Here is a 20,225-nt window from a genome sequence, read left to right on the forward strand (position 1 = left end):
ATTGATTCTGAACACAAAAAACGTTCCGAGCACCCTCAGAACGTTTCCATTTACTTATTGATTAACATTAACCCTACGCCAAGCGAAGGTAAAAACAGGTTCAATGATCAGGACCCATCCTGACACCTCATTTTGTATCCTATAGGTTCGAAAAAGGCCCGGCGCATCTCCAATCTTACTTCAATGCCTCTCTCAGCGGTTCCTTCAACGGCCCGGCAAGCGTCTTCGAGTACAACGTCGAAATATGATGATAATCCCGGTAAACATACACATTCCCTACCACGGGTGGACATGTGCCATGCTGGCAGAATGATCCGGATAAATCAGCAAACGTCACATTGGACGGTTGTGTATCGAGACGTTCCCAAGGGGCTTCAGGGGAAAGAACATCTGACCGTTTGGGACTGCAGGCTTCAATGCCGTTTTGCTCCACGCACGCAACCGGATCCCCTTCCATGGCAGGGTTATCACGGACAGCGAAAATCTCCGTTACGCCTTCGAGCTTCTTCCACTGATCGAGGTATCCTTTCGGAACGTTATCCCCGATCCCCACATTCGCCGTTGTGAACACAAGGTCGGGTGGATCTTTTTTGAGCATCTCCACTACCGTCCTGTTCCACTCCATGCAGGAGCCATTCAAAGCTCCGTCAAAATCATCGGCCGAGAAACGGCAAGCGTCCTTATTATAGATATCGATTTTCAGATGAAGGTCGTCAGATAGCTCTTCAAGGGCCGGGAACCAGTGGCCAGAGTGCGATCCCCCCACCAGGGCAATCGTATGTTCCGGATCCTTCGTATCCCCCATGGAACACTTGGTCACCCGGTCATCCTCCATATTGGAGAAGCAGTCAGCCTGATCATAAAAAGAAGGAAGATCTTCTTTGACAAGGGCCGGTGACGGAGCAGGGGCCTTGCCTTCTGCCGGGGTGATCCCTTCCGATAGTGCCCTTGCTCCTGGATAATCTCCGATGGCATACGTTTCTTCCCCTTTTTGATGAACGTAGTAGCCCCAAGCCGTATTGGAACCCATTACAGTAAAGAGAAAGAGCGCCAGCGTGAAGATGAGTTTCTTCTTCGATGTACGGACGCTCATCTTGCGGACGGGCTTCTCCATCATCCTGACCGATATCCATGCCAGGATGGCAGCTGAGATCATAATGGCGAGACCCGGGATGAAGGTGATCTTATCGGCACCCGTTTTGGCATAATAGAATATCAACAGTGGCCAATGCCATAGATAAAAACCGTAGGAAATCGATCCGAACGCCTGAAACGGTTTGGATCCCAGGAGTTTTTCTGCTCCGAAGCGGCTTCCATTCTCTGCTGCGATGATGATCATGATGACACCGCCTGTGGGAAGAAGCGCTGCATATCCCGGGAATACCGTCGATACCGGAAGCAGGATCCCGGTCAAGCAGATGATGGAGAGACCGATCCATCCGAGAATGACCCCCATGGCTTTCGGAAACCGCAGATACGGAAGCAGGAGGGCGAGTATTCCACCAAGACTGAACTCCCACGCCCTTGCGAACGTATCAAAATATGCCCAAGGCTGTTCCACGGCCGTCCGGTAGATCGAGTACGTCATGGATAGCGCGAACAAGACAAGAAGGACCCCGAGAAGCGTTTTCCTTTGCGGCTTCTTCCACACCTTCCGGGCAAGCCAAAAGGAAAACAGGATCACAAACGGCCATGTGAGGTAAAACTGCCCCTGAATGGACAGAGCCCAGAAGTGCTGCAACGGGCTTGCCTGATTTGTCTGTCCGAGATAGTCCACGGCACTGGTCGCGAGATACCAGTTCTGAGTATAGCTGCCGGAAGCGATGACCTCCCCGATGATCTGTTTCCACTGACTTTCCGGAACAAGCAGGATTGATCCCACCACTACAAACAGGAGGACCGTGAACGCAAGGGGGAATAATCGCCGCGCCAGACCGAGCCAATACTCTGCAAACTGGATCCTCCCCTCACGTTCCATTTTGGACACAAGTGAGGTGGTGATCAGATATCCAGAGACGATGAAAAATACATCCACCCCTCCGGAGACCGCTCCAATCCATATGTGATAGACTGCCACTAACAAGGCGGCAACCGTCCGAACCCCCTCTAATTCCGGGCGGAACTTTTTCTCAGGTACTCGTAAATCCATCTTCCCCACTCCCTGAAGTCATGTTGCTTCGATCATAGATCATTTGTGTAAAGATAAGGTATGGAGAGTGTTAGATCTTTGTAAAGGATCTCTCTCCCCCTACCGGTTTTATCTCTAAACATCCTCGCTTTTATTTTGTACTGCTCGCTCCACACCCTCCGTGGTAAACTTTAACAAAGGAGGAGACGGGATGATCAAGATGATCAAGCAGACCGACGAGGATACGTTTTATTGGGAGATCTGGGAGGAGGAAGAAGACCAGGAACTCTTGGAGCACTTCGGTGTCGTAGGAGATCAGGGTGAGTCCCGACGTTTTGCGCTACCAGTGGGAGAAGATGCGGAGGTATGGATGGAAGAAATCGCAGAGGAGAAAGAATCAGAAGGCTATGAATACCTCGACGAAGAAGAACTGCATGAACTGGTGATTCAATACAGCTATGAAGAAGACCAGATCGAGGAAGCCCTCGAACGGAGACATGCCGTAGAAGAATTGATGAACGAATGCCTCGGATGGACGGGGAACGGTCACTGTGACGGAGGGGACATCGGTAGCGGAACGACCAATATCTTCACCTATGTGGTCCATGTAGAGCGAGCCGTCAAGTCGAGCCTCGAGGACCTTCAGGAAAACGACTTGATCGAGGGCGTCAAGCTGGCATACGCCAACAGAGATAACGAAGAGTATGAAGCCCTCTATCCAAAAGGGGCTCCATTCGAGCTCATCTGAAAAACAGGGCCCTATCCCCTGAAGCTTCTTCAGGGGGAGGAGCGAAAAATCACCAATATGCAGCAAGCGTCATCAGGATCGTCACGAGAACTATTCCGAAGGTTGCAGCCATGAAAGGTGTCACAGGAAGGGATAGGCCCTTGACATTCCTGTCTGCCGATGCGGAGCTCGATATGTATCGCCGCTGAACGGTTTCCGTATTCAGTACCGGCCTGGCAAGAAACGGAGCTACCACCGCCGGAAGCACCAAAAAGAAACTGGAGATGAACATCGTGTTGAGGAGCTGGAAGTGATACGTGTAGTTAATCGCCACCACTACACTCAAAAGCAGGAAGAAGATCAGGCCAGACATCAAGGTGAACTTGCCCTTATACCCCCACCTCCCGTCCAGCTTTCTGTAAAACCAGGATTCAAACTTCACCCATCCCTTCGAGAGCAAGAAGATCAGGACTATGAGAAGTACTACATTCAGTACTCCAATCCACAGCAATTGGAACACCCCCTTTTTTTACCATTATACCGAATAAACCCAATAAATGGCGTAGGATTTGTCCTCACGCCATCAAAAGATGGATATGAGCTCTTTTGTGTAGGTCTCCCGATTTGGAGAGAAGATGTCCCCTCTGTGAAAGTTGTCCACCAGCCTTCCATCCTTCATGACCATGATGCGATCGCTCATCTCATGAAGAGCGGCCAGGTCATGAGAGATGAAAAGATAGGATAGACCCAGCTCTTCTTTCAAATCAGTCAGAAGATCGAGGATGGAGGCCTGGGATACGACATCGAGGCTTGCTGTCGGCTCATCAAGGACGAGGACATCCGGTTCGATGCTGATGGCTCTTGCGATATTGACCCGTTGCCGCTGTCCCCCGCTGAGTTCATGAGGGTAGCGGGCGGCAAGTTCTCCCGGCAGCTCGACTGCATCCAGCAGTTCTTTGACAAGGAGGGATTCAGAAACGGCCGAAAAATGCTGGAGTCGGACATGCTTTCCAAGAAATAAGTAGGGATCGAGGAGGGAATCGGCAATTTTCTTCTTCGGATTCAGTGCTGCGGCAGGGTTCTGGAGGACAAGCTGCAGTCTTTTCCTGAAAGGTCTCAGCTTTCGATCAGATAAATGATCGATGCGTTCCCCCATCAAGCGGATCGCCCCCTTGTCCACCCGCTGCATTCCCATGATGCAGCGGGCGAGGGTGCTCTTTCCGCTTCCACTCTCACCCATGAGGCCGAGACACTCCCCTTTTTCCAGTTCAAACGATACATCATTCAACACCGGACGCCCGTGGAACTGCTTAGTGACCCCTTTCACCAACATTGCATTCATACCGTTTCTCCCCCTTCCACGCCAGAACGAAGGCCGCGTCCCAATACCGGGGCCGATTCAATCAAGCGCTTTGTATAGTGATGGTGTGGATGATCGAGGATCCGATGTTTTCCACCTGTCTCCACGATGACCCCTTCTTTCATGACGGCAATCCGGTCGGCGTATCGCCGGACGGTACGCCAATCATGTGTGATGAAGAGGATGCCACATCCTGTCTCCTTTTGCCTCGAGGCGAGGAGCTGCAAGACCCGATGACCCGTCACGCTGTCGAGAGCAGTCGTGATTTCATCCGCAATGACCAGGCAGGGGGAAAGGAAGAGGGCGAGGGCAATCGCGATCCGTTGCAGTTGCCCACCACTCAGTTCTGAAGGGTATCTGGATTCCATGCCTGAAGTCAGCCCCACCGAGTCCAAGGCATCTCCCATCTTTCTCTTACACTCTTCGCGGTTCACCCCGTGAGCTTTACCGTACTCCTTAAAATGTGCCCCTATCGTCAGGAAGGGCGTGAACGAGCCATGATAATCCTGTGAAATATAAGCAATATCCCTGCCGAGCATCGACCTCATTTCACTCTTTGAAAGTGAGCCGAGATCACAGTCACCCAGCATCAGCCTCCCCGACACCTCCATTCCCCGGGGGAGCATGCGCCCGATTGCCTGGGATAACAGGCTCTTCCCACTTCCGCTCTCTCCGACAAGAGCGAGCCACTCCCCTTGCTTGACCAGGAGAGAGACATCATCCACGATCTTCTTTCCTCTACTGGTTATCGAGACCCGTTCCATCGTTAGCATCAGCTATCCACCTCCCTTTTCACATCGTACAGATCCCTTACATGATCACCCAACAGATTCGTCACAAATACCGTGATGACGATTGCCATGCCAGGGGCGAGCATGAGCTGCGGCATCGTTTGGAAATATGGCCTTGCTTCATTGAGCATCGCCCCCCACTCCGGCGCCGGCGGCTGGGCACCCAGTCCGATGTAGGAGAAGGCAGATAGGAGCAGGATGATCTTCCCCAGGTCCAGACTGGCAAGGACCACGACATTCCCTACGAGATGGGGGAGGAGATGCCTCCTCATGATGGCGCCTTGAGTCAGCCCATTGACCTTCGCCATCAGGACATAGTCCTTCCCTGACTCTGTGAGTACCGTACTCCTGACCAACCGGGCGTAATTCACCCATTTCACCAGCATGATCGAAAGGACGAGGTTCACGATGCCCGGACCCATCATCCCCGCCAATACGATGGCCACGATGGTATCAGGGAACGACAGGAAGCCATCGGCTATCCGCATGAAGATCCGGTCGACAAGTCCTCCTTTATATCCCGCATAGATCCCGACCGGAATCCCGATCAACAGGGCCGCTCCAAGGGCGAGCAGGCTGAAGCCCACTGTCGTCACCCCTCCCGACAGGATCCTCGATAATACATCCCGGCCAAGATGATCCGTACCAAGCAGATGATCCATGCTCATCCCCTTCAAGCGTCGAGCCAGATCCGCGTCATCCGGGGCATGACCGAGGATGAGGAAGGTGTAGACAGACAAGGACCCGAGGACCATGAGGGCAAAAAGAATCAACAGCGCCGGCTTATGCATCCCTTTCATATCAAACCCCTCCCCCTGCACGTCTCCACTCCGGTCTCAGAAGCCGGTAGGAGAGATCGACCGCTGTATTGACGACGAATACAAATAATGCCATGACCATGATATAGCCCTGGATGAGGGGATAGTCCCGCTGCCGGATCGCATCCACTACCATCTTGCCGATCCCCGGGTAAGCGAAAAGGACTTCGATGACAACGACGCCACCGATCAAGCTCCCAAGACTCACCCCGAAAACCGTGATCACAGGAGGAAGGCTATACCGCAGGGCATGGGCAAAGAACAGCCGGGATTCGCCGATTCCCCTCGCCCTACCGGAACGGATGAATTCCTGGCTGAGGGCGTCCGATAGATTGGAACGGAGGAGCCTGACGTACACGCTCGATATGGCGACACCAAGCGTCAAAGCAGGAAGGATCAACGTGGAGACCCCTTCCCTCCCCATAGTCGGGAACCATTGGAGACGCACTGCAAAAGCATCGATGAAGATCAATCCAAGCCAAAAGCTTGGTACCGCAGCACCGATCACAGAGAGGAATCGACTCAGGGAATCGATCCAGCTCCCTTGGTACAGGGCGGAAAGAGATCCCAAAGGCAAGGCGATGAAGAGCATCACAAAGAGTGCCCCAGCCGTCAGCTCCATCGTGGCGGGAAGCCCTGCTTTGATCATGCTCATCACGGGTTGTCCTGTTACATACGAAGTTCCTGCATCAAGCTGGATAAAACGGAGGAGCCACTGCCCGTATTGCACAAGCAGCGGCTCATCGAAGCCCATTTCCTCACGGAGGGACTCCACCTGTTCCTGACTGACGGACACCTCGTCGACATTGAGGATGGTCAGCACGGGGTCTCCCGGCGCCAACCTGACAAAGGCAAAGCTTGCAAACGTGAGGAAGAGCAGGAATAAGCCAGTCTCAGCGAACTTCCTCCCTATGATGCGGATCATGGTTCCTTCACATCCAGTTCGTTGGTGATCATATAGTACTCACTCTTGGTCGTCACCCAATTCTTCACGCGATCACCGTCGTACGCCACGATGGTTGATGGATGGAGGATGAAGGAGTTGATCATATGATCATGCACATAATCTGCAGCGGCTTCCGACAGCTCGGCCCGCTTCTCTTGATCCACCGTGCGATTCAGTTCATTGATGATGGAGGTAAGCTCAGGCTCTTCTGCCCCGCTGAAGTTCAATGCCCCTTTCGGATGATACGTCGCATTCAGGTAATACCCCGCATCTCCCCTTGGGGCCGTCAGGTTACTGTACGTGGCAAGATCCCAATCACGATTGCCCCCCATATAGTCTTCCGGTACATCGATCTGACGGATCTTCACCGAGATCCCGATCTTCTTGGCATCAGATTGGAACACCTGGGCAATCAACGGAAGATCTGCACGGGCAGAATAGGTAAGCAGCGTCAAGCTGAGGGGCTTCCCGTCCTTCTGCATCACTCCACCTTTGATGGTATAGCCCGCTTTTTTCAAGTAAGCCACCGCATCTTCTTGGCCATCCTCTTCATATGAAGGAGCAAACGGCAGTGAAGGCAGGAATGGTCCGATGGCAGGCTCGGCATGACCGAGAAGGATCGTATCGACGATTTCCTTACGATCGATCAGCGCATCGATCCCGCGGCGGACATTTACATCCTTCATTTCTTCCCGCTGCATATTCATCGTCATCTGATGAACGCGGAAGGTCGAAGTGGAATCCACGACCACCCCCTTTTCCGCTTTGAGTGATTCGAGGCTTTCCACTTCTGGACGATAAACGATATCCACCTGACCCGATTTGAGGGCAAGGGTCCGTGCAGAGGCATCTTCATTGAAGGCAAACGTTACGGCATCCAACTTGGCCGCTCCGTCCCAATAGTCCTTATATCTCTCGACTTCAAGCTTGCTTCCCGGGGAGAACGAAGATAGCTCGAACGGTCCCGTTCCCACAGGACGATTGATGATATCATCCTCTGACACATCGATGATTGCCGTGTTCGGGTTCACAAGCTCCGAAATGAATTCAGGGAATGGCTCTGTCGTTTGGATCTTCAAAATCTGACCATCCGCTTTCATTTCTTTGATCTTCAGGGCATTCTTCACCGCTATGCTCTCTTTCACCGCTCGCGACAACGAATTCTTGACGGCCTCGGCATCAAGCTCTTTCCCATTATGGAATGTCACACCTTCACGAATATGTATCGTCCAGTTTTGACCGTCCTCCCCTTCAAAACTTTCGGCCAGCCATGGCGTGACCGTGAGCTTCTCTTCATCCAATTTCATCAGTGTTTCCGTAATTCCTGCCCTCAAAGGGACATAGCTGGAATCCACATGGGGGTCCAATGAATTCGTGGCAAAATTATAGAGGAAGGATAGATGCTTTCCTTCTGTTTCTTCTTCCTTTGTCGCAGTGGAACCCTGACAGCCCGTCAACATGAGGGCTCCTGCCAGTAAACCAACCAGTATCATAGATTGAAATGGGCGCATAACATCGGTTCTCCTTAATACGTAATGATTTCGATTTAAATATATCGTAACCATTACGATTTATCAACAAGAAAATAAAAAAGACTCCTAGAATAGAAGTCTCTCTCCCTTTAAGCCCCTGCAGCCACAAGCAACCAGAAGCCGAATTTATACACAAACGTCACGATACCAAGAATCAAGCCGGTGTAGCTCATCCCCTTTGACTGATTCTGCCTGATGCCCACCGCCCCGAATATAATCGCCAAAATCCACGCAGGCATAAAGAACCAGCCGATGATTGGGATAATACCGATCACAAATCCCACGATTCCCAACACCAGCGACGTCACGGCCATACCGTTATGATGCGGATCCTCCACCACCACTGCTTTTTCTGTTTCCATTCCATCACCCCCAGTTCACTTTATGAAAATGACTTTTGGATTATTCGTTGGTTTTTCTGAATGACACAAAGGGACGGTTCCTGTGCGTCATTTTTTTGACGCATCTGAACCGTCCCCGTGCTTTACTTATTGTTTCTTCTTCCACTCATCGTACTGTTTCTGGATTTCATCGAGTACTTTTTCCATTCCGGCTTCTTTCAGCTTTTTATTGAAAGCTGGGAGATATTCTTCCGGATCGACCGCGCCTTTGAGAAGGGCTGGTGAGAATTCGCTTGTTACGTTGGAGATGGCTGCAATTTCTGTACGTACAGGATTGGAGTCAAAATAGAATCCAAGAGCCGGTGACGGGGTAGAGTTCTTGTTGAACTCCTCGAATTTCTCCCATTTATCTTTCGGATCATCTTCGTACAGCTTCAGGATCAGCTGGTTTCCGATGGCGAAGCTTGGCATGTTGTAGTTTTCTACACGTGCGGGAAGATCTTTGATGGTACCATCTTCGTTTTCTTCGTAGTGGGTTCCTTTAATCCCTTTATCAAGAAGGTTCCGAAGGTATTCATCGGAGTTCAATAGATTCAGGAACATCATGGCACGTTCAGGATTCTTCGATGTGGCAGAGATCGCCTGCATGGATCCTGTTACAGAGTTATTGAAGATATACGGTTCGTGAAGTTCTCTTGTCACAATTTCATAACCGGCAGAGCGGGACCATACGTCTTCAGCATAAGGCTGATAGATTTCTTTGCGGACGAACCAGTTCGGTGTTTCAAGCGGCCAGGAATCCGTGCTAGTGGCAGCATCCTTTTGGATATAGCCTTTTTTATAGTACTCATGCATGGTTTTTAATGTTTCCATCGTGATATCTTCTTCATACTTATTGACGACTTCATCTGTATTGCCATCTAAACGGAAGGCAAATGGAAGCTCTTCTTGAAGAATGGAATCAAACGGCAGATAGGCATCGAATGTTGCGATTGGTGTGACATTCTTCTCTTTCTCTTTGATGACTTTTAAAAGAGGCTCGAGATCTGCAATGGAATTCACATTCGAGATATCAAGATTATGCTTTTTAACGAGTTCATTGTTAAAGGAAAGCACAGCCTGCTGACCCACCTCTTTGTTTGCCGGGACCGCATAAAGTTCTCCATCGATCTGAGCACCTTCCAGGAAGGCCGGGTCGATGAGCTTCTTCATGTCCTTCCCATACTTGTCCATAAGATCGTTCAGGCCAAGGAAGGCGCCTTTTCTTGCATTGAGGGCATAGTTATTCGCCCATGAGCTTGTGAAGGCGATATCATAATTTTCCCCAGAGGTGGTGATGACCTGCATGCGATCATTATACTCACCCCAATCGAGCATTTTCATATCGATGGTGGCGTTGATTTTTTCCTTTGTATACTTGTTGACTTCCTTCATGACGTCTTTTGTATCCTTTTGAGGCGTACCGATCATATACCATGTAAGTTTCACTTCTTCATCAGTCGAGTCTCCCGATGATTTTTCACTTCCCCCTCCGCTACATGCAGCAAGGACACCAGTGAGCAGAAGCAAGACGAGCGACAGAATTCCGATTTTCTTCATGTTTCATCCCCCAATTCATAGTTTTGTTTCAAAAACATACAGAGGTGATCAGTCTTTCACACCGCCGATGGTCAATCCTTTAATGAAATATTTCTGGAAGAATGGATAAGACAAGGCGATCGGCAGGGTCGCAATGACGACCATGGCCATCCTTGCAGAATCCTGCGGTATCGACTTCAATATGGCACTGTTCTGGTTGGAAAGCATGGCATTCTGCTTAATGAAGTCCATGTTATTCTCGATCCGCATCAATAGGGACTGAAGCGGGATCTTGTTGGGATCATCAATGAATAGCAGAGCATTGAACCAGTCATTCCAATACGCGAGCGTACTGAAAAGGGCGATGGTAGCAATACCCGGTATGGATAACGGCAGTACGATTGTGAGGAAGATCCTCATCTCTCCTGCACCGTCAATTCTGGCTGATTCGAGAATGGCCTCCGGCACTGAACGAAGGAAGAATGTCCTCATGATGATAATGTAGAATGCATTCACGGCCATCGGAAGGATGAGGGCCCACATCGTATTCTTCAGATCAAGGAACTGCGTCATGACGATGTAGAACGGGACCATCCCCCCGCTGAACAGCATGGTGAAGAAGGCAATGAATGTAAACTGTTTACGGAACTTGAATTGCTTGCGCGAGATAGCGTAGGCATACATGGAGATGACCGTCACGCTGAGGAAGGTTCCCACTACTGTCACAAAGATGGTGACACCATAAGCCTGTAGCACTTGGGCCTTCATATCCCACAGATACTTATATGCATCCAGGCTCCACTGCTCCGGAATGAGCTGATAGCCATTCTCCGCAAGGGATTGCTCATTACTGATGGAGATAATGATGACGTACAGGAACGGGAAGATGCACATGAAAGCAAAGCTACCGAGCAGCACATGCATGAGGACGCTTGTCTTACCTGTGAATCCATAGGGGTTATACGATTTGGGCTTCTTGACGGCCGGCTTCCCCTTAAGTCCGACCTCCGTGGTCTTGGTCGTCGTTTCCACCTGACACACTCCTTTCGTTCAGATTAGAAGAGGGCATTGTCTTCGTCGATCTTCCTGACAATGTAGTTGGTGATCAAAATGAGGACGAATCCGACAGTGGCCTGATAAAGACCTGCCGCTGTGCTCATCCCGATATCCCCCATGGTCATGAGTCCACGATAGACATATGTATCAATGACATTTGTAACGGAATAAAGCGGTCCGGAATCACGCGGAATCTGATAGAATAATCCAAAGTCTGCGCTGAAGATGCTTCCGATGTTCAAGATGGTCAGGATGACGATAAGCGGCATGATCATCGGGATCGTCACATGGCGGATTTGCTGCCACTTGTTCGCGCCATCGATCATGGCGGCTTCATAATGCGTCCGGTCAATACCTACAATGGCTGCCAAATACACGATCGAACTGAATCCGACGCCTTTCCACTGGCTGATGAAGGTGATGAAATACGGCCAGTATTTGGGCTCGTTATACCAGGAGACGGGCTCGATGTTGAAGTATCCGAGCACGCTGTTGAACAATCCCCTATCGACGCTCAGGAAGGCGAAGACGAAATAGCTTACGACCACCCAGGAAAGGAAATGCGGGAAAAGCATGCCCGTCTGGTAGATTTTCGCCAGCTTCTGCTTGGTGATTTCACTAAGAATGATGGCTACTGCTACGGATAGGATTAGGCCGACGACGATGAAAAGAATGTTATAAAGCAGGGTGTTCCGTGTGATGACGAATGCGTCATTCGTGCTGAACAAAAATTTGAAGTTTTCGAATCCGACCCATTCACTCGTAAAGACGCTGGCGAAGAATCCGTCCGGGTGGAACCGGAAGTTTTTAAAGGCGATCACTTGACCGAACATGGGAATGTACTTCATGACGATCAGCCAGATGAGGCCCGGCAGGATCATTAAAAGCCAGATCCGGTTGTCGTATAGATCTTTGGAAAATTGTTTGACTCTGTTCATGTTTCTCCTCCCCTCGGTGCTATACTCTCATTATATGAAAACCCTTTCATTTGAAATAGTTGAGATATCTTAGATTTACTGGTCAAAGTAAATAGTTGTTTTTTTCAGTCAAAGGAATAGTGGATACGGCTTTTGGATTTGGAGGTTTTTTTGTAATGAGTGCATCTGTTAAACCGTTTATCTTCAGCGGTTTTAAAGCTTCCAATCTACTTTCCTGAATCAAAACGCAGGAGATAGCTGAGTGCTTTACAGTGGAAGAATTCTAACCAATCACCATCCCCCCGATTCCCCTATAAAAAAATCCCTTTAATAAAAGGGATCAAACTCGCTGCTTCCTCCATTCTGAAGGAGTGGCGTTTTCGTATTTTTTAAACTGCTTATAGAAGTAGGTGGCGTCGGTATAGCCTACACGTTTACCGATTTGGCCAGCTTTCTCATGAGAGTTTAATAGGAGTTTCTTGGCCCGGTCAATGCGAAGTTTATTCAAGTACTTGGTGAAAGAGTCCCCGGCTTCCTTCTGGAAGAGCTGGCCAAGGTAGATAGGATTGATGTGGAAGCGATGGCCCAACGTTTTAAGGGACATATCCTCCGAATAATGTTGATGGATATACGTCAGGACCGTCTGGATGATCGGACTTCTCTTTTCTTCACCTTGACCTTCTCTTTCCATCCATTTCATACACGTGTCAAGAAGCCTCATCGCATCCTCCTCTCCTTCTATATGGAGGATCTCATGGATGATCTGGACATACTGACCGTATTCCAAAGATAAGAGGAAACGACCTTTCATCTGGAAGAAGGTATCAAGGAACACACTTTTCAATAGGAAGGGGTCCGAGGAGAGCTGAATGAAGACGTTGCCGAGTTCCTCGCGTACGCGTCCATACTCCTCGTTTGCCAGCCCCTCGAGCATCTCCGGCTTCAAATAGTTCCGGACATCGATTGTCTTGATGGAAGGAGAGAGAATCATATCCTCTGCAAGGTGTTGCTCCTGATCGGGAAGGATCATCTTTAATTCACTCGCACGCTCCAGCTCCTTCATCACTCTTGGGGTTTCACCGATCTCTTCCACTCTTCCGCTTGTCACCAGGATCCCTTTCCTTTCGTCTACAATCGGGGTTATTCGCTCTAGCTCAGCTTCAACATGTGCAGGGTCCCATAAGATCATCAAGTCCCCTTGTGGAGTGGTGACGCAGATGGATGGCCCGGTTTCAATCTGTTTCTGAACCTTTACACTGTCACTGTCCTCGACTTTGAGAAGCCCGAGATGAAAGGGGACCGGGAGAGTCAATTCAGGATAGAGCGCCAGCCTTTCCTGAAATTCACGGAGGGGCATCTTCCCCATCATGTACCTCCAGATGGAGTGATCCCGCAGGATGAGAATCGATTCCTCTCCAAGATCCTGCTGATCGAGTTTATCTTTTATATGAAGCAGGGAGGAGACCAGTTCATCTTCATTCACCGGTTTCAATAAATAGTTTTCGATTCCCAGGACGAGCCCCTTTTTAATTAAATCAAACTCCTGGAATCCAGAAAGGACGATGGCTTTCACTTCCTCCTGTTCTTCCTTCAGTGCTTCAATAAGCTCGAGCCCCGTCATTTCCGGCATTTTTATGTCGGTGATCAGAACGTCGAATGCAATCGTCCTGGATAATTCCAGAGCTTCTCTGCCGTTTCTCGCTTTGGCCACCACTTCAAATCCAAGGGTTTCCCAATCCAATAGATAGGTCAGTCCATCCAAAATCAATGGTTCGTCGTCTACAATCATCACCCGGATCATTTATTGCACCTCTTTCATGAATGGTAGAGTGATCTGTACGGTCGTCTTTACACCCGCTATGCTTTTTATCTCCACCCCGTATCCTTCTCCATATTTCAGTCGGATCCGGCGATGGACATTCCCCACACCGATGGAGCTGGTGGATCCCACTTCCTCCTTTAACCCTTCCATGATGGTGTGAAGTCGATCCTGCTCAATCCCGGTACCATTATCTTCAATAATGATTTTGGCCGTATCGCCCATTTTATGGATCGAGACACTCAAGTGATTATCCTGCCTATCCCTCCTGAATCCATGAATCAAAAAGTTTTCGATGAAGGGCTGCAAGATGAAAGGTGGTAGATAAAGGGACTTCAGCTCCTCTTCCACATACAGTTCAGTCGTCAGCTGATCAGGGAAGCGGACCTTGAACAGCTCGATGTATTGATAGGCATGATTGATTTCATCCTCTACAGGCACCAGGTCTGCGGACTTCAAGGAGTAGCGGAACAGGTGGGCAAGCTGTACGATCATTTTTGCAGACGTCCTGCCTCCTTCAGATAGCGACTTCATGCGGATCGCCTCCAGGGTATTGTAAAGGAAGTGTGGGTTGATCTGTGCCTGAAGGTTGGCGAGTTCCGCTTCTGTCTGCTTCAGTTTGGAACGATACACTTTATCGATGTAATCATTTAGATCGTCCAATGTCTTATTGATGGTGTGCGAGATGTCAGTGAGATCATCGTCTACATGGGTCGTCTCGATACGTGCATCGATGTTCCCTTCCTGGACTTCCTTCATCTTGTTCATGATTTCATCCAACCGCTTGGAGTACCCCCTGAGTGCAAAGTAAGGAAGGATGATGGCCACGGTCGTAAGCAGGATCAAAAGGAAAAAGATTGTCGTTTTATACGTGAACAGCTGAGCGATCTCTTTCTCAGGTACGATGGCCGTCACCATGTGCCCGCTCACCGGCTCTATGGAAGACTGGATATAATACCGGCCATGATCATCCACCTTCTTTTGCTCGGCACTGTAGGAAAGACCGTCGATGAGGGATGCGGGGGCTTTTCCATAGCTGTACAGAATATCCCCCTCCTCATTCGTGATGATAAACGCGCTTTTCGCAGGCATATCCGTGAGGGTGAGGAGACCGTCAATGGAGTCGTACCCGAAGTACACCATCGCTTTCCCAAGACGGTCCATGGAGACAGGATCATTGATCTGCTCTTCCACGACAAACATATCCTTAGGCTCTGATGGTTCATCGGTAATGGGAGAAGCTCCTTCTTTATAGTGATTCCCCTGTTTCCATCGGCTATGGTCGAATAGATACATATATTCTGTGCCCAGACTTTCATTCCGGATCCGCAGGGCGATCGATTCAGGGTCTCTGGAAAAATAGTTCTTCACGAAGATATCAAAGTTGTATGGAACGAATGAATCACTGTTGGAAAACTTATCGAGCCGGTAGCCGATATAGTCTTGATAGTCATGCTGCAGGGCAAATGCCAGATCCTCGATGAGGGGCTGCTCCTGATACAGTTGCTGGATGCCCTGTCTTACGAACTGATGCTTGCCCTGCAGCTCCGATTTGATTTCGTTGATGATCGTTTCCTGGCGGTCAATTTCCCTTTGAACGATGAAATCAGAATAATAGTCTGTCAGAAAGACAAATAAGACGGTCATCGTCAGAAAAATGATGAGGGAGTATGTAAGAAAGACCCGGTAAAACATCCTTTTGCTTATACGTCTAATCGGCTGTAACGCTTTCATTTCATCACTTCCTCATCAAGGTAAAAAGGGAACAGGAGCTGTGAGCTCCTGTTCACCCTGAAATCACTTTTCCAGTTCGATTGTTTTTATTTCATATGGGTGGAAGGTGAGGTCGATTGGACCTGAAGTGTATTCCGAAAGATACTCATCTTCCATGAGGTTCACTTCCCTCCATTTCCTCACGTCCATGTTGATCCTGCAGGACGTGGTGGCTCCTTCCATTTCATGAAGGCGCACAATGAGCGTACCCCGCTCTTCCGCCTTCTTGACTGTATCGACGATGACGCCCGTTCCGCTGATGGAGAGGAGGGAATTTGTAAACTCCTCGGAGGCCGTTCCCTTCATGACCCTGATGGGGGCATTCAGGTAGGTGGCTTCCCTTTCTACATCATGCTTGGCCGTTTGTCCCGCAAATGGATACAGGGAGTAGACAAAATGATGGTGACCGATATCGGCCTTCGGATCCGGATAAATCGGACCTTTGAGAAGGGAGAGGGCCATGATATTGTCTTTGATCGAATAGCCGTATTTGCTGTCGTTCATGAGGCTGACGCCATAGAATGGTTCTGAAAGGGCCGCCCACTTGTGAGCGACGGATTCGAAGCGTGCCACATCCCAGGACGTATTCCAGTGGGTCGGTCGTTTGACGTTCCCGAACTGGATATCATAGATGGCTTCCGTCGACCGTATCGCTACGGGGAATTCCACCTTGAGGAGCTGTTGACGGGCTTCCCAGTCCACTTCCGTTTCAAAATCGATCCGTTTGGAATGGGCATAACAATGGATCCGCTGAATGATCTTCACCTGCGGGGCTTCCCACCTGAACTCGATGGTCGTCTGCAGGGGCCCATTATCAAGTATAGTACAGTCCTTCAGTAAATCAATAGACTTGGATTTTTCCATATAATACAGATCAAGATCCCAGGCATCATGGGCCATCGGCTTATCTTCATAGAGTTTCAGGACATTCCCTGTACGTCCCGGCTCGATCATTTCGCGCCCTTCCGCTTTATCGAATATGCTTGTGAATTGACCTTGTTCATTCCAGGTTAATCGATAGAATGGCGTTTCCCATGATTGATGGGTAAGGTCAATTTGACTCAAAGGAGATTCCTCTGAAGGACTTGCTCCCGTCTCGGTCAGCGTGCCATATGCAAATGCCTTCACATCCGGCACCAGTACAAGCGTGCCCCCTCCTGACAAGGGTTGGGTTTGTACCGGTTTCCCCTCGTGTTCATAGGAGCCGTGCTCACCCGGAACTGTCATCAGGACAGGTGCTGTGTATTGATGGGGATGCATGAATGACCAGTTCTGCTTTTTGCTGATAATCTGGGATTCCAAATCGGATACAACACCCTTTTGGATGATTCTCGCCTCATCATACTCAAGATGGGCGTCCTCATAGACTTCGGTGATGGAGGAACCCGGGATGATGTCATGGAACTGATTGAGGAGGATTTTCTTCCACCCTTCTTCCAAGGCTTCCCCGGCATACCGCTCCCACCCGTTTAGCGAAGCATGCCAGGCAGCAAGGAACTCCGCTTCCCTGTAGGACAGTTCAAGCTTCCGATTCTGTTCTTTCATCCTGGCTTGGGAGGTGTATGTTCCACGATGGTACTCGAGGTACAGCTCTCCGTCCCATGTGTGTACATACTGATCGGTTCCATCCACGGTCTCGTGAAGCTCATCAAAGAAATCCGAGGCACGCGTGGATTGAACATGAGGCATGCCCGGCACATCAGACAGCTTCCGCTTCATCTCGATCATCTCGCGGTTCACTCCGCCCCCACCGTCCCCATAGCCGTAAGCAAGGAGCAGATTCCGGTTCACATCCTTATCCCGGTATTTGTCCCAGATGCCCTTCACCGTCTCTCCCGTGACGAGCCCGTTGTACGTATAGAACCAGGAGTCTGCAGGCCTGCCCGGCTCCGGGGTCGTGATGAAGTGGGTCAGGATCTCGGAACCGTCGATTCCCCGCCACCTGAACGTATCATGAGGCATGCGGTTGTACTGATTCCAGCTGATCTTGGTGGTCATGAAGGTATCAATCCCTGATTTTCGGAGAATTTGCGGGAGCGACCAGCTGTAGCCGAAGACATCGGGAAGCCATAGCGTGCGATTCCGTCGATCGAATTCCTTCTGGAAAAAGGCCTTTCCATAGAGGAGCTGCCGGACGAACGATTCGCCCGATGGGATGTTGCAGTCGGCTTCCACCCACATGGAGCCTTCCACTTCCCATTGACCCTCTTCAACTTTTTTTTGGATGGCTGCGTAAAGCTCAGGCTCTTCCTCCTTCACCCATGCATACAGCTGCGGTTGACTCTGAATGTAGGTGTAATCCGGGTACAGCTCCATGAGGCGGAGAACGGTTGAGAATGTTCTTTTCGCCTTCTCCTTTGTATGTTTGGTGCGCCACAACCAGGCAAGGTCGATATGGGAATGACCAATCGCATGGACCGTCACCTCCGAGTGCTTCTGCCACTCTTTCTTCTCGGCTTCCAGCACAGCCGCTGCCTTCCTGACGCTTTCATAAAAACACTCTCCCCGATCGGTCCAGTCAATTTCGTAAAATACCCTGTTCAGGAGGGCAATCAAATTCGAGCGCACACCATCATGTTCACCCAGCTCCTTGACCGTTTCCAAAATGGCTTTGGATTTGAAATAGAAATCATCGACCTCACCATCAAGGAAGCCCCACCACGCTTCTTTCAACCGGTAGTATTGCTCCGACGGGTTCCCACCGCCTTCAAGTCCCGACCATAGCTGAATCGTCACATCGAATCGGTCTCCTTCAGGAAGGATCACTTCACGGTGATTGGAATCCACCCCCTGAAACGGTCGTCCGTTCAGGTAAAGGAGTGACTCGAACCCGGAGTTGTTTCCCCCGCCGGTTCGCCCGAGGTCGAGATAGAGCACTGCTCTCCGCTCATCCTCGGGTACATGCAGAGTAGTGTGGAGCCACACATACCGGTCCCGTCCGGACCACGTATCGTGTACATTCATTTCTCTTTCGAAATGGGTTGGATGGAGATTCTCTTCCCCCTGCTTCGGTTCGTGGACGCCAAATGGGCCGAGCCCCCTGCAATCACGGTACCGAAGTCGATCCAGTTCGTTCAGTCTATTCTCGATTTTTTGGATTGAATAAAACATACGGACCCTCCGTTATGAAGTGTGATGTGATTGGGCAAGAGGGCTTTCCGGAACATGGATGCCCAGCTCACTCAGGATGAATTCACTGAACATCGAGTTCGCCCATGCAAACCAGTGGCGTGTGAACTCTTCCGGACGATCGGCATCAAAGCCTTCATGCATGAATCCTGTTCCCCCATGGGTGTTCTTGAACATATTCACGATTGCGTCCCGCTCTTTCCTGGAGATGGCCGTCATCCCCTGAACCGCCAGGCCGATATGCCAAATGTAGTGATCCGGGGTGTGCGGGCTGCCGATTCCGGAAGCCTTTTTACCTTCGTAATAGTAAGGGTTGTGACGGCTGAGGATGAAGTTTCGCGTATTCACGTACGTCTCATCTTCTGCGTCTGCATACCCCATATATGGAATTGCCATGAGACTGGGTACGTTCGCGTCGTCCATCAGGTTATATCGTCCTGCACCATCTGTTTCGAACGAGTAGATCTTCCCGAATTCCGGATGATCCACTACGGCATGTGCTTCAATGCCATCGCGTATTTCACGACCAAGTGCCGCCATCTTCTCACCCAGATCAGATTCTCCCATCGTAACGAGCATTTCCTTCGCATAGTCGAGGACAACAGCTGCGAACATATTGGCAGGCACCAGATACCCGTATAGGCAGGCATCGTCACTCGGACGGAATCCGGACCACGTCATGCCTGTCGGGACGGAATAGCCGCCCTTTCCGTCGCGCAACAGCGTATCGGATACGCGGCAGTCATCACGTTGGAACCGGTAAGGGGAGTTTTCTTCATGGTCCTGCTCCACCCTCCATAGATCATGGATCACAGCAAGGACTTCCTTGAGCGTCTCATTCAGGACCGTCTCGTCTCCCGTTGCCTTCCAGTATAGATAAGTGAGCTGAATCGGATAGCAGAGGGAATCCACCTCGTACTTACGCTCCCAGATCCATGGGGTCATGTCGGTGTGATCCTGTTGATGCCCTTTGTTGTCCGCTGTCCTGTTGAACGCATTGGCATAAGGGTCCATGAGGATGTACTTCCATTGGCGCTGGATGACTTCCTTCAGCATGGAGGCGATTTCCCTGTCCTCTTTGGCCAGAATCAAGTAGGGACGGACCTGTGCAGATGAGTCACGGAGCCACATGGCCGGAATATCGCCTGTGATCACAAAGGTCCCCTCTTCGTCCTTCTTCAAGGTGGTCTGATACGTATTCAGGAAGCATTTTTCAAATAACGCATATACCTCCGGATCGTGTTCGTAAGCTTTCTTGACCTTCTCCAATATGTGTTGAAATGAGGCTGGTATCACTTGTTCTGTCATCG

16 protein-coding genes are annotated in these 20,225 nt (G+C 50.1%); 1 reads left to right on the plus strand and 15 read right to left on the minus strand.

Features of this window, described 5'->3' with window-relative positions:
• Positions 1-175: 175 nt before the first annotated feature.
• Positions 176-2,149: an acyltransferase family protein gene (locus AF331_RS18430; protein ID WP_053429496.1), complete on the minus strand. Its 1,974-nt coding sequence runs from the start codon at positions 2,147-2,149 to the stop codon at positions 176-178.
• A gap of 190 nt (positions 2,150-2,339) precedes the next feature.
• Between AF331_RS18430 and AF331_RS18435 the strand changes: the two genes are divergently transcribed.
• On the plus strand, positions 2,340-2,876 hold the full coding sequence (locus AF331_RS18435) for a hypothetical protein (protein WP_053429497.1): 537 nt from the start codon (positions 2,340-2,342) through the stop codon (positions 2,874-2,876).
• A gap of 49 nt (positions 2,877-2,925) precedes the next feature.
• Here AF331_RS18435 and AF331_RS18440 read toward each other — a convergent pair whose 3' ends face one another.
• From AF331_RS18440 to AF331_RS18505, 14 genes are all read right to left on the minus strand, one after another.
• Positions 2,926-3,366: a hypothetical protein gene (locus AF331_RS18440; RefSeq protein WP_053429498.1), complete on the minus strand. Its 441-nt coding sequence runs from the start codon at positions 3,364-3,366 to the stop codon at positions 2,926-2,928.
• A 72-nt stretch (positions 3,367-3,438) separates the two neighbouring features.
• The gene (locus tag AF331_RS18445) at positions 3,439-4,197 is read right to left on the minus strand and encodes an ABC transporter ATP-binding protein (RefSeq protein ID WP_053429499.1); all 759 of its coding nucleotides are present in this window, start codon (positions 4,195-4,197) and stop codon (positions 3,439-3,441) included.
• The gene (locus tag AF331_RS18450) at positions 4,194-4,988 is read right to left on the minus strand and encodes an ATP-binding cassette domain-containing protein (protein ID WP_327205429.1); all 795 of its coding nucleotides are present in this window, start codon (positions 4,986-4,988) and stop codon (positions 4,194-4,196) included. Before AF331_RS18450 ends, AF331_RS18445 begins: the two co-directional genes overlap by 4 nt.
• The gene (nikC, locus tag AF331_RS18455) at positions 4,988-5,797 is read right to left on the minus strand and encodes a nickel transporter permease (RefSeq protein WP_235576455.1); all 810 of its coding nucleotides are present in this window, start codon (positions 5,795-5,797) and stop codon (positions 4,988-4,990) included. The genes AF331_RS18450 and nikC overlap by 1 nt, the downstream gene beginning before the upstream one ends.
• 10 nt (positions 5,798-5,807) lie before the next feature.
• The gene (gene nikB / locus AF331_RS18460; RefSeq protein ID WP_053429502.1) at positions 5,808-6,749 is read right to left on the minus strand and encodes a nickel ABC transporter permease; all 942 of its coding nucleotides are present in this window, start codon (positions 6,747-6,749) and stop codon (positions 5,808-5,810) included.
• Complete coding sequence (gene nikA / locus AF331_RS18465; RefSeq protein WP_235576456.1) at positions 6,746-8,230, minus strand: nickel ABC transporter substrate-binding protein; 1,485 nt, start codon at positions 8,228-8,230, stop codon at positions 6,746-6,748. The genes nikB and nikA overlap by 4 nt, the downstream gene beginning before the upstream one ends.
• A 161-nt stretch (positions 8,231-8,391) precedes the next feature.
• Positions 8,392-8,664, minus strand: a complete 273-nt coding sequence (locus AF331_RS18470) for a hypothetical protein (protein ID WP_053072174.1) — start codon at positions 8,662-8,664, stop codon at positions 8,392-8,394.
• A 126-nt stretch (positions 8,665-8,790) separates the two neighbouring features.
• Entirely contained in the window at positions 8,791-10,242 is a 1,452-nt protein-coding gene (locus AF331_RS18475; protein WP_053429503.1) for an ABC transporter substrate-binding protein, read from the minus strand.
• 48 nt (positions 10,243-10,290) lie between these two features.
• Complete coding sequence (locus AF331_RS18480; RefSeq protein ID WP_082139787.1) at positions 10,291-11,145, minus strand: carbohydrate ABC transporter permease; 855 nt, start codon at positions 11,143-11,145, stop codon at positions 10,291-10,293.
• A gap of 131 nt (positions 11,146-11,276) precedes the next feature.
• On the minus strand, positions 11,277-12,215 hold the full coding sequence (locus AF331_RS18485) for an ABC transporter permease (protein ID WP_053429504.1): 939 nt from the start codon (positions 12,213-12,215) through the stop codon (positions 11,277-11,279).
• A 319-nt stretch (positions 12,216-12,534) separates the two neighbouring features.
• On the minus strand, positions 12,535-13,995 hold the full coding sequence (locus AF331_RS18490) for a response regulator transcription factor (protein ID WP_053429505.1): 1,461 nt from the start codon (positions 13,993-13,995) through the stop codon (positions 12,535-12,537).
• On the minus strand, positions 13,996-15,747 hold the full coding sequence (locus tag AF331_RS18495; protein ID WP_053429506.1) for a sensor histidine kinase: 1,752 nt from the start codon (positions 15,745-15,747) through the stop codon (positions 13,996-13,998).
• 63 nt (positions 15,748-15,810) lie between these two features.
• A complete protein-coding gene (locus AF331_RS18500; RefSeq protein ID WP_053429507.1) occupies positions 15,811-18,897 on the minus strand; it encodes an alpha-mannosidase in 3,087 nt (1,028 codons plus the stop codon).
• A gap of 12 nt (positions 18,898-18,909) precedes the next feature.
• The gene (locus AF331_RS18505; RefSeq protein ID WP_053429508.1) at positions 18,910-20,223 is read right to left on the minus strand and encodes a glycoside hydrolase family 125 protein; all 1,314 of its coding nucleotides are present in this window, start codon (positions 20,221-20,223) and stop codon (positions 18,910-18,912) included.
• Positions 20,224-20,225: the final 2 nt, after the last annotated feature.

This window comes from Rossellomorea marisflavi (genome assembly GCF_001274775.1).
GTDB lineage: Bacteria > Bacillota > Bacilli > Bacillales > Bacillaceae_B > Rossellomorea > Rossellomorea marisflavi.

What these genes read in the sequence shown, in the direction of transcription:
- AF331_RS18500 (WP_053429507.1), bottom strand. Translation starts at nt 18,897, where the DNA reads ATGTTTTATTCAATCCAAAAAATCGAGAATAGACTGAACGAACTGGAT.
- AF331_RS18505 (WP_053429508.1), bottom strand. Translation starts at nt 20,223, where the DNA reads ATGACAGAACAAGTGATACCAGCCTCATTTCAACACATATTGGAGAAG.
- AF331_RS18470 (WP_053072174.1), bottom strand. Translation starts at nt 8,664, where the DNA reads ATGGAAACAGAAAAAGCAGTGGTGGTGGAGGATCCGCATCATAACGGT.
- AF331_RS18485 (WP_053429504.1), bottom strand. Translation starts at nt 12,215, where the DNA reads ATGAACAGAGTCAAACAATTTTCCAAAGATCTATACGACAACCGGATC.
- AF331_RS18495 (WP_053429506.1), bottom strand. Translation starts at nt 15,747, where the DNA reads ATGAAAGCGTTACAGCCGATTAGACGTATAAGCAAAAGGATGTTTTAC.
- AF331_RS18430 (WP_053429496.1), bottom strand. Translation starts at nt 2,149, where the DNA reads ATGGATTTACGAGTACCTGAGAAAAAGTTCCGCCCGGAATTAGAGGGG.
- AF331_RS18450 (WP_327205429.1), bottom strand. Translation starts at nt 4,988, where the DNA reads ATGCTAACGATGGAACGGGTCTCGATAACCAGTAGAGGAAAGAAGATC.
- nikB (WP_053429502.1), bottom strand. Translation starts at nt 6,749, where the DNA reads ATGATCCGCATCATAGGGAGGAAGTTCGCTGAGACTGGCTTATTCCTG.
- AF331_RS18445 (WP_053429499.1), bottom strand. Translation starts at nt 4,197, where the DNA reads ATGAATGCAATGTTGGTGAAAGGGGTCACTAAGCAGTTCCACGGGCGT.
- AF331_RS18480 (WP_082139787.1), bottom strand. Translation starts at nt 11,145, where the DNA reads ATGCATGTGCTGCTCGGTAGCTTTGCTTTCATGTGCATCTTCCCGTTC.
- AF331_RS18435 (WP_053429497.1), top strand. Translation starts at nt 2,340, where the DNA reads ATGATCAAGATGATCAAGCAGACCGACGAGGATACGTTTTATTGGGAG.
- AF331_RS18475 (WP_053429503.1), bottom strand. Translation starts at nt 10,242, where the DNA reads ATGAAGAAAATCGGAATTCTGTCGCTCGTCTTGCTTCTGCTCACTGGT.
- AF331_RS18490 (WP_053429505.1), bottom strand. Translation starts at nt 13,995, where the DNA reads ATGATCCGGGTGATGATTGTAGACGACGAACCATTGATTTTGGATGGA.
- nikC (WP_235576455.1), bottom strand. Translation starts at nt 5,797, where the DNA reads ATGCATAAGCCGGCGCTGTTGATTCTTTTTGCCCTCATGGTCCTCGGG.
- nikA (WP_235576456.1), bottom strand. Translation starts at nt 8,230, where the DNA reads ATGTTGACGGGCTGTCAGGGTTCCACTGCGACAAAGGAAGAAGAAACA.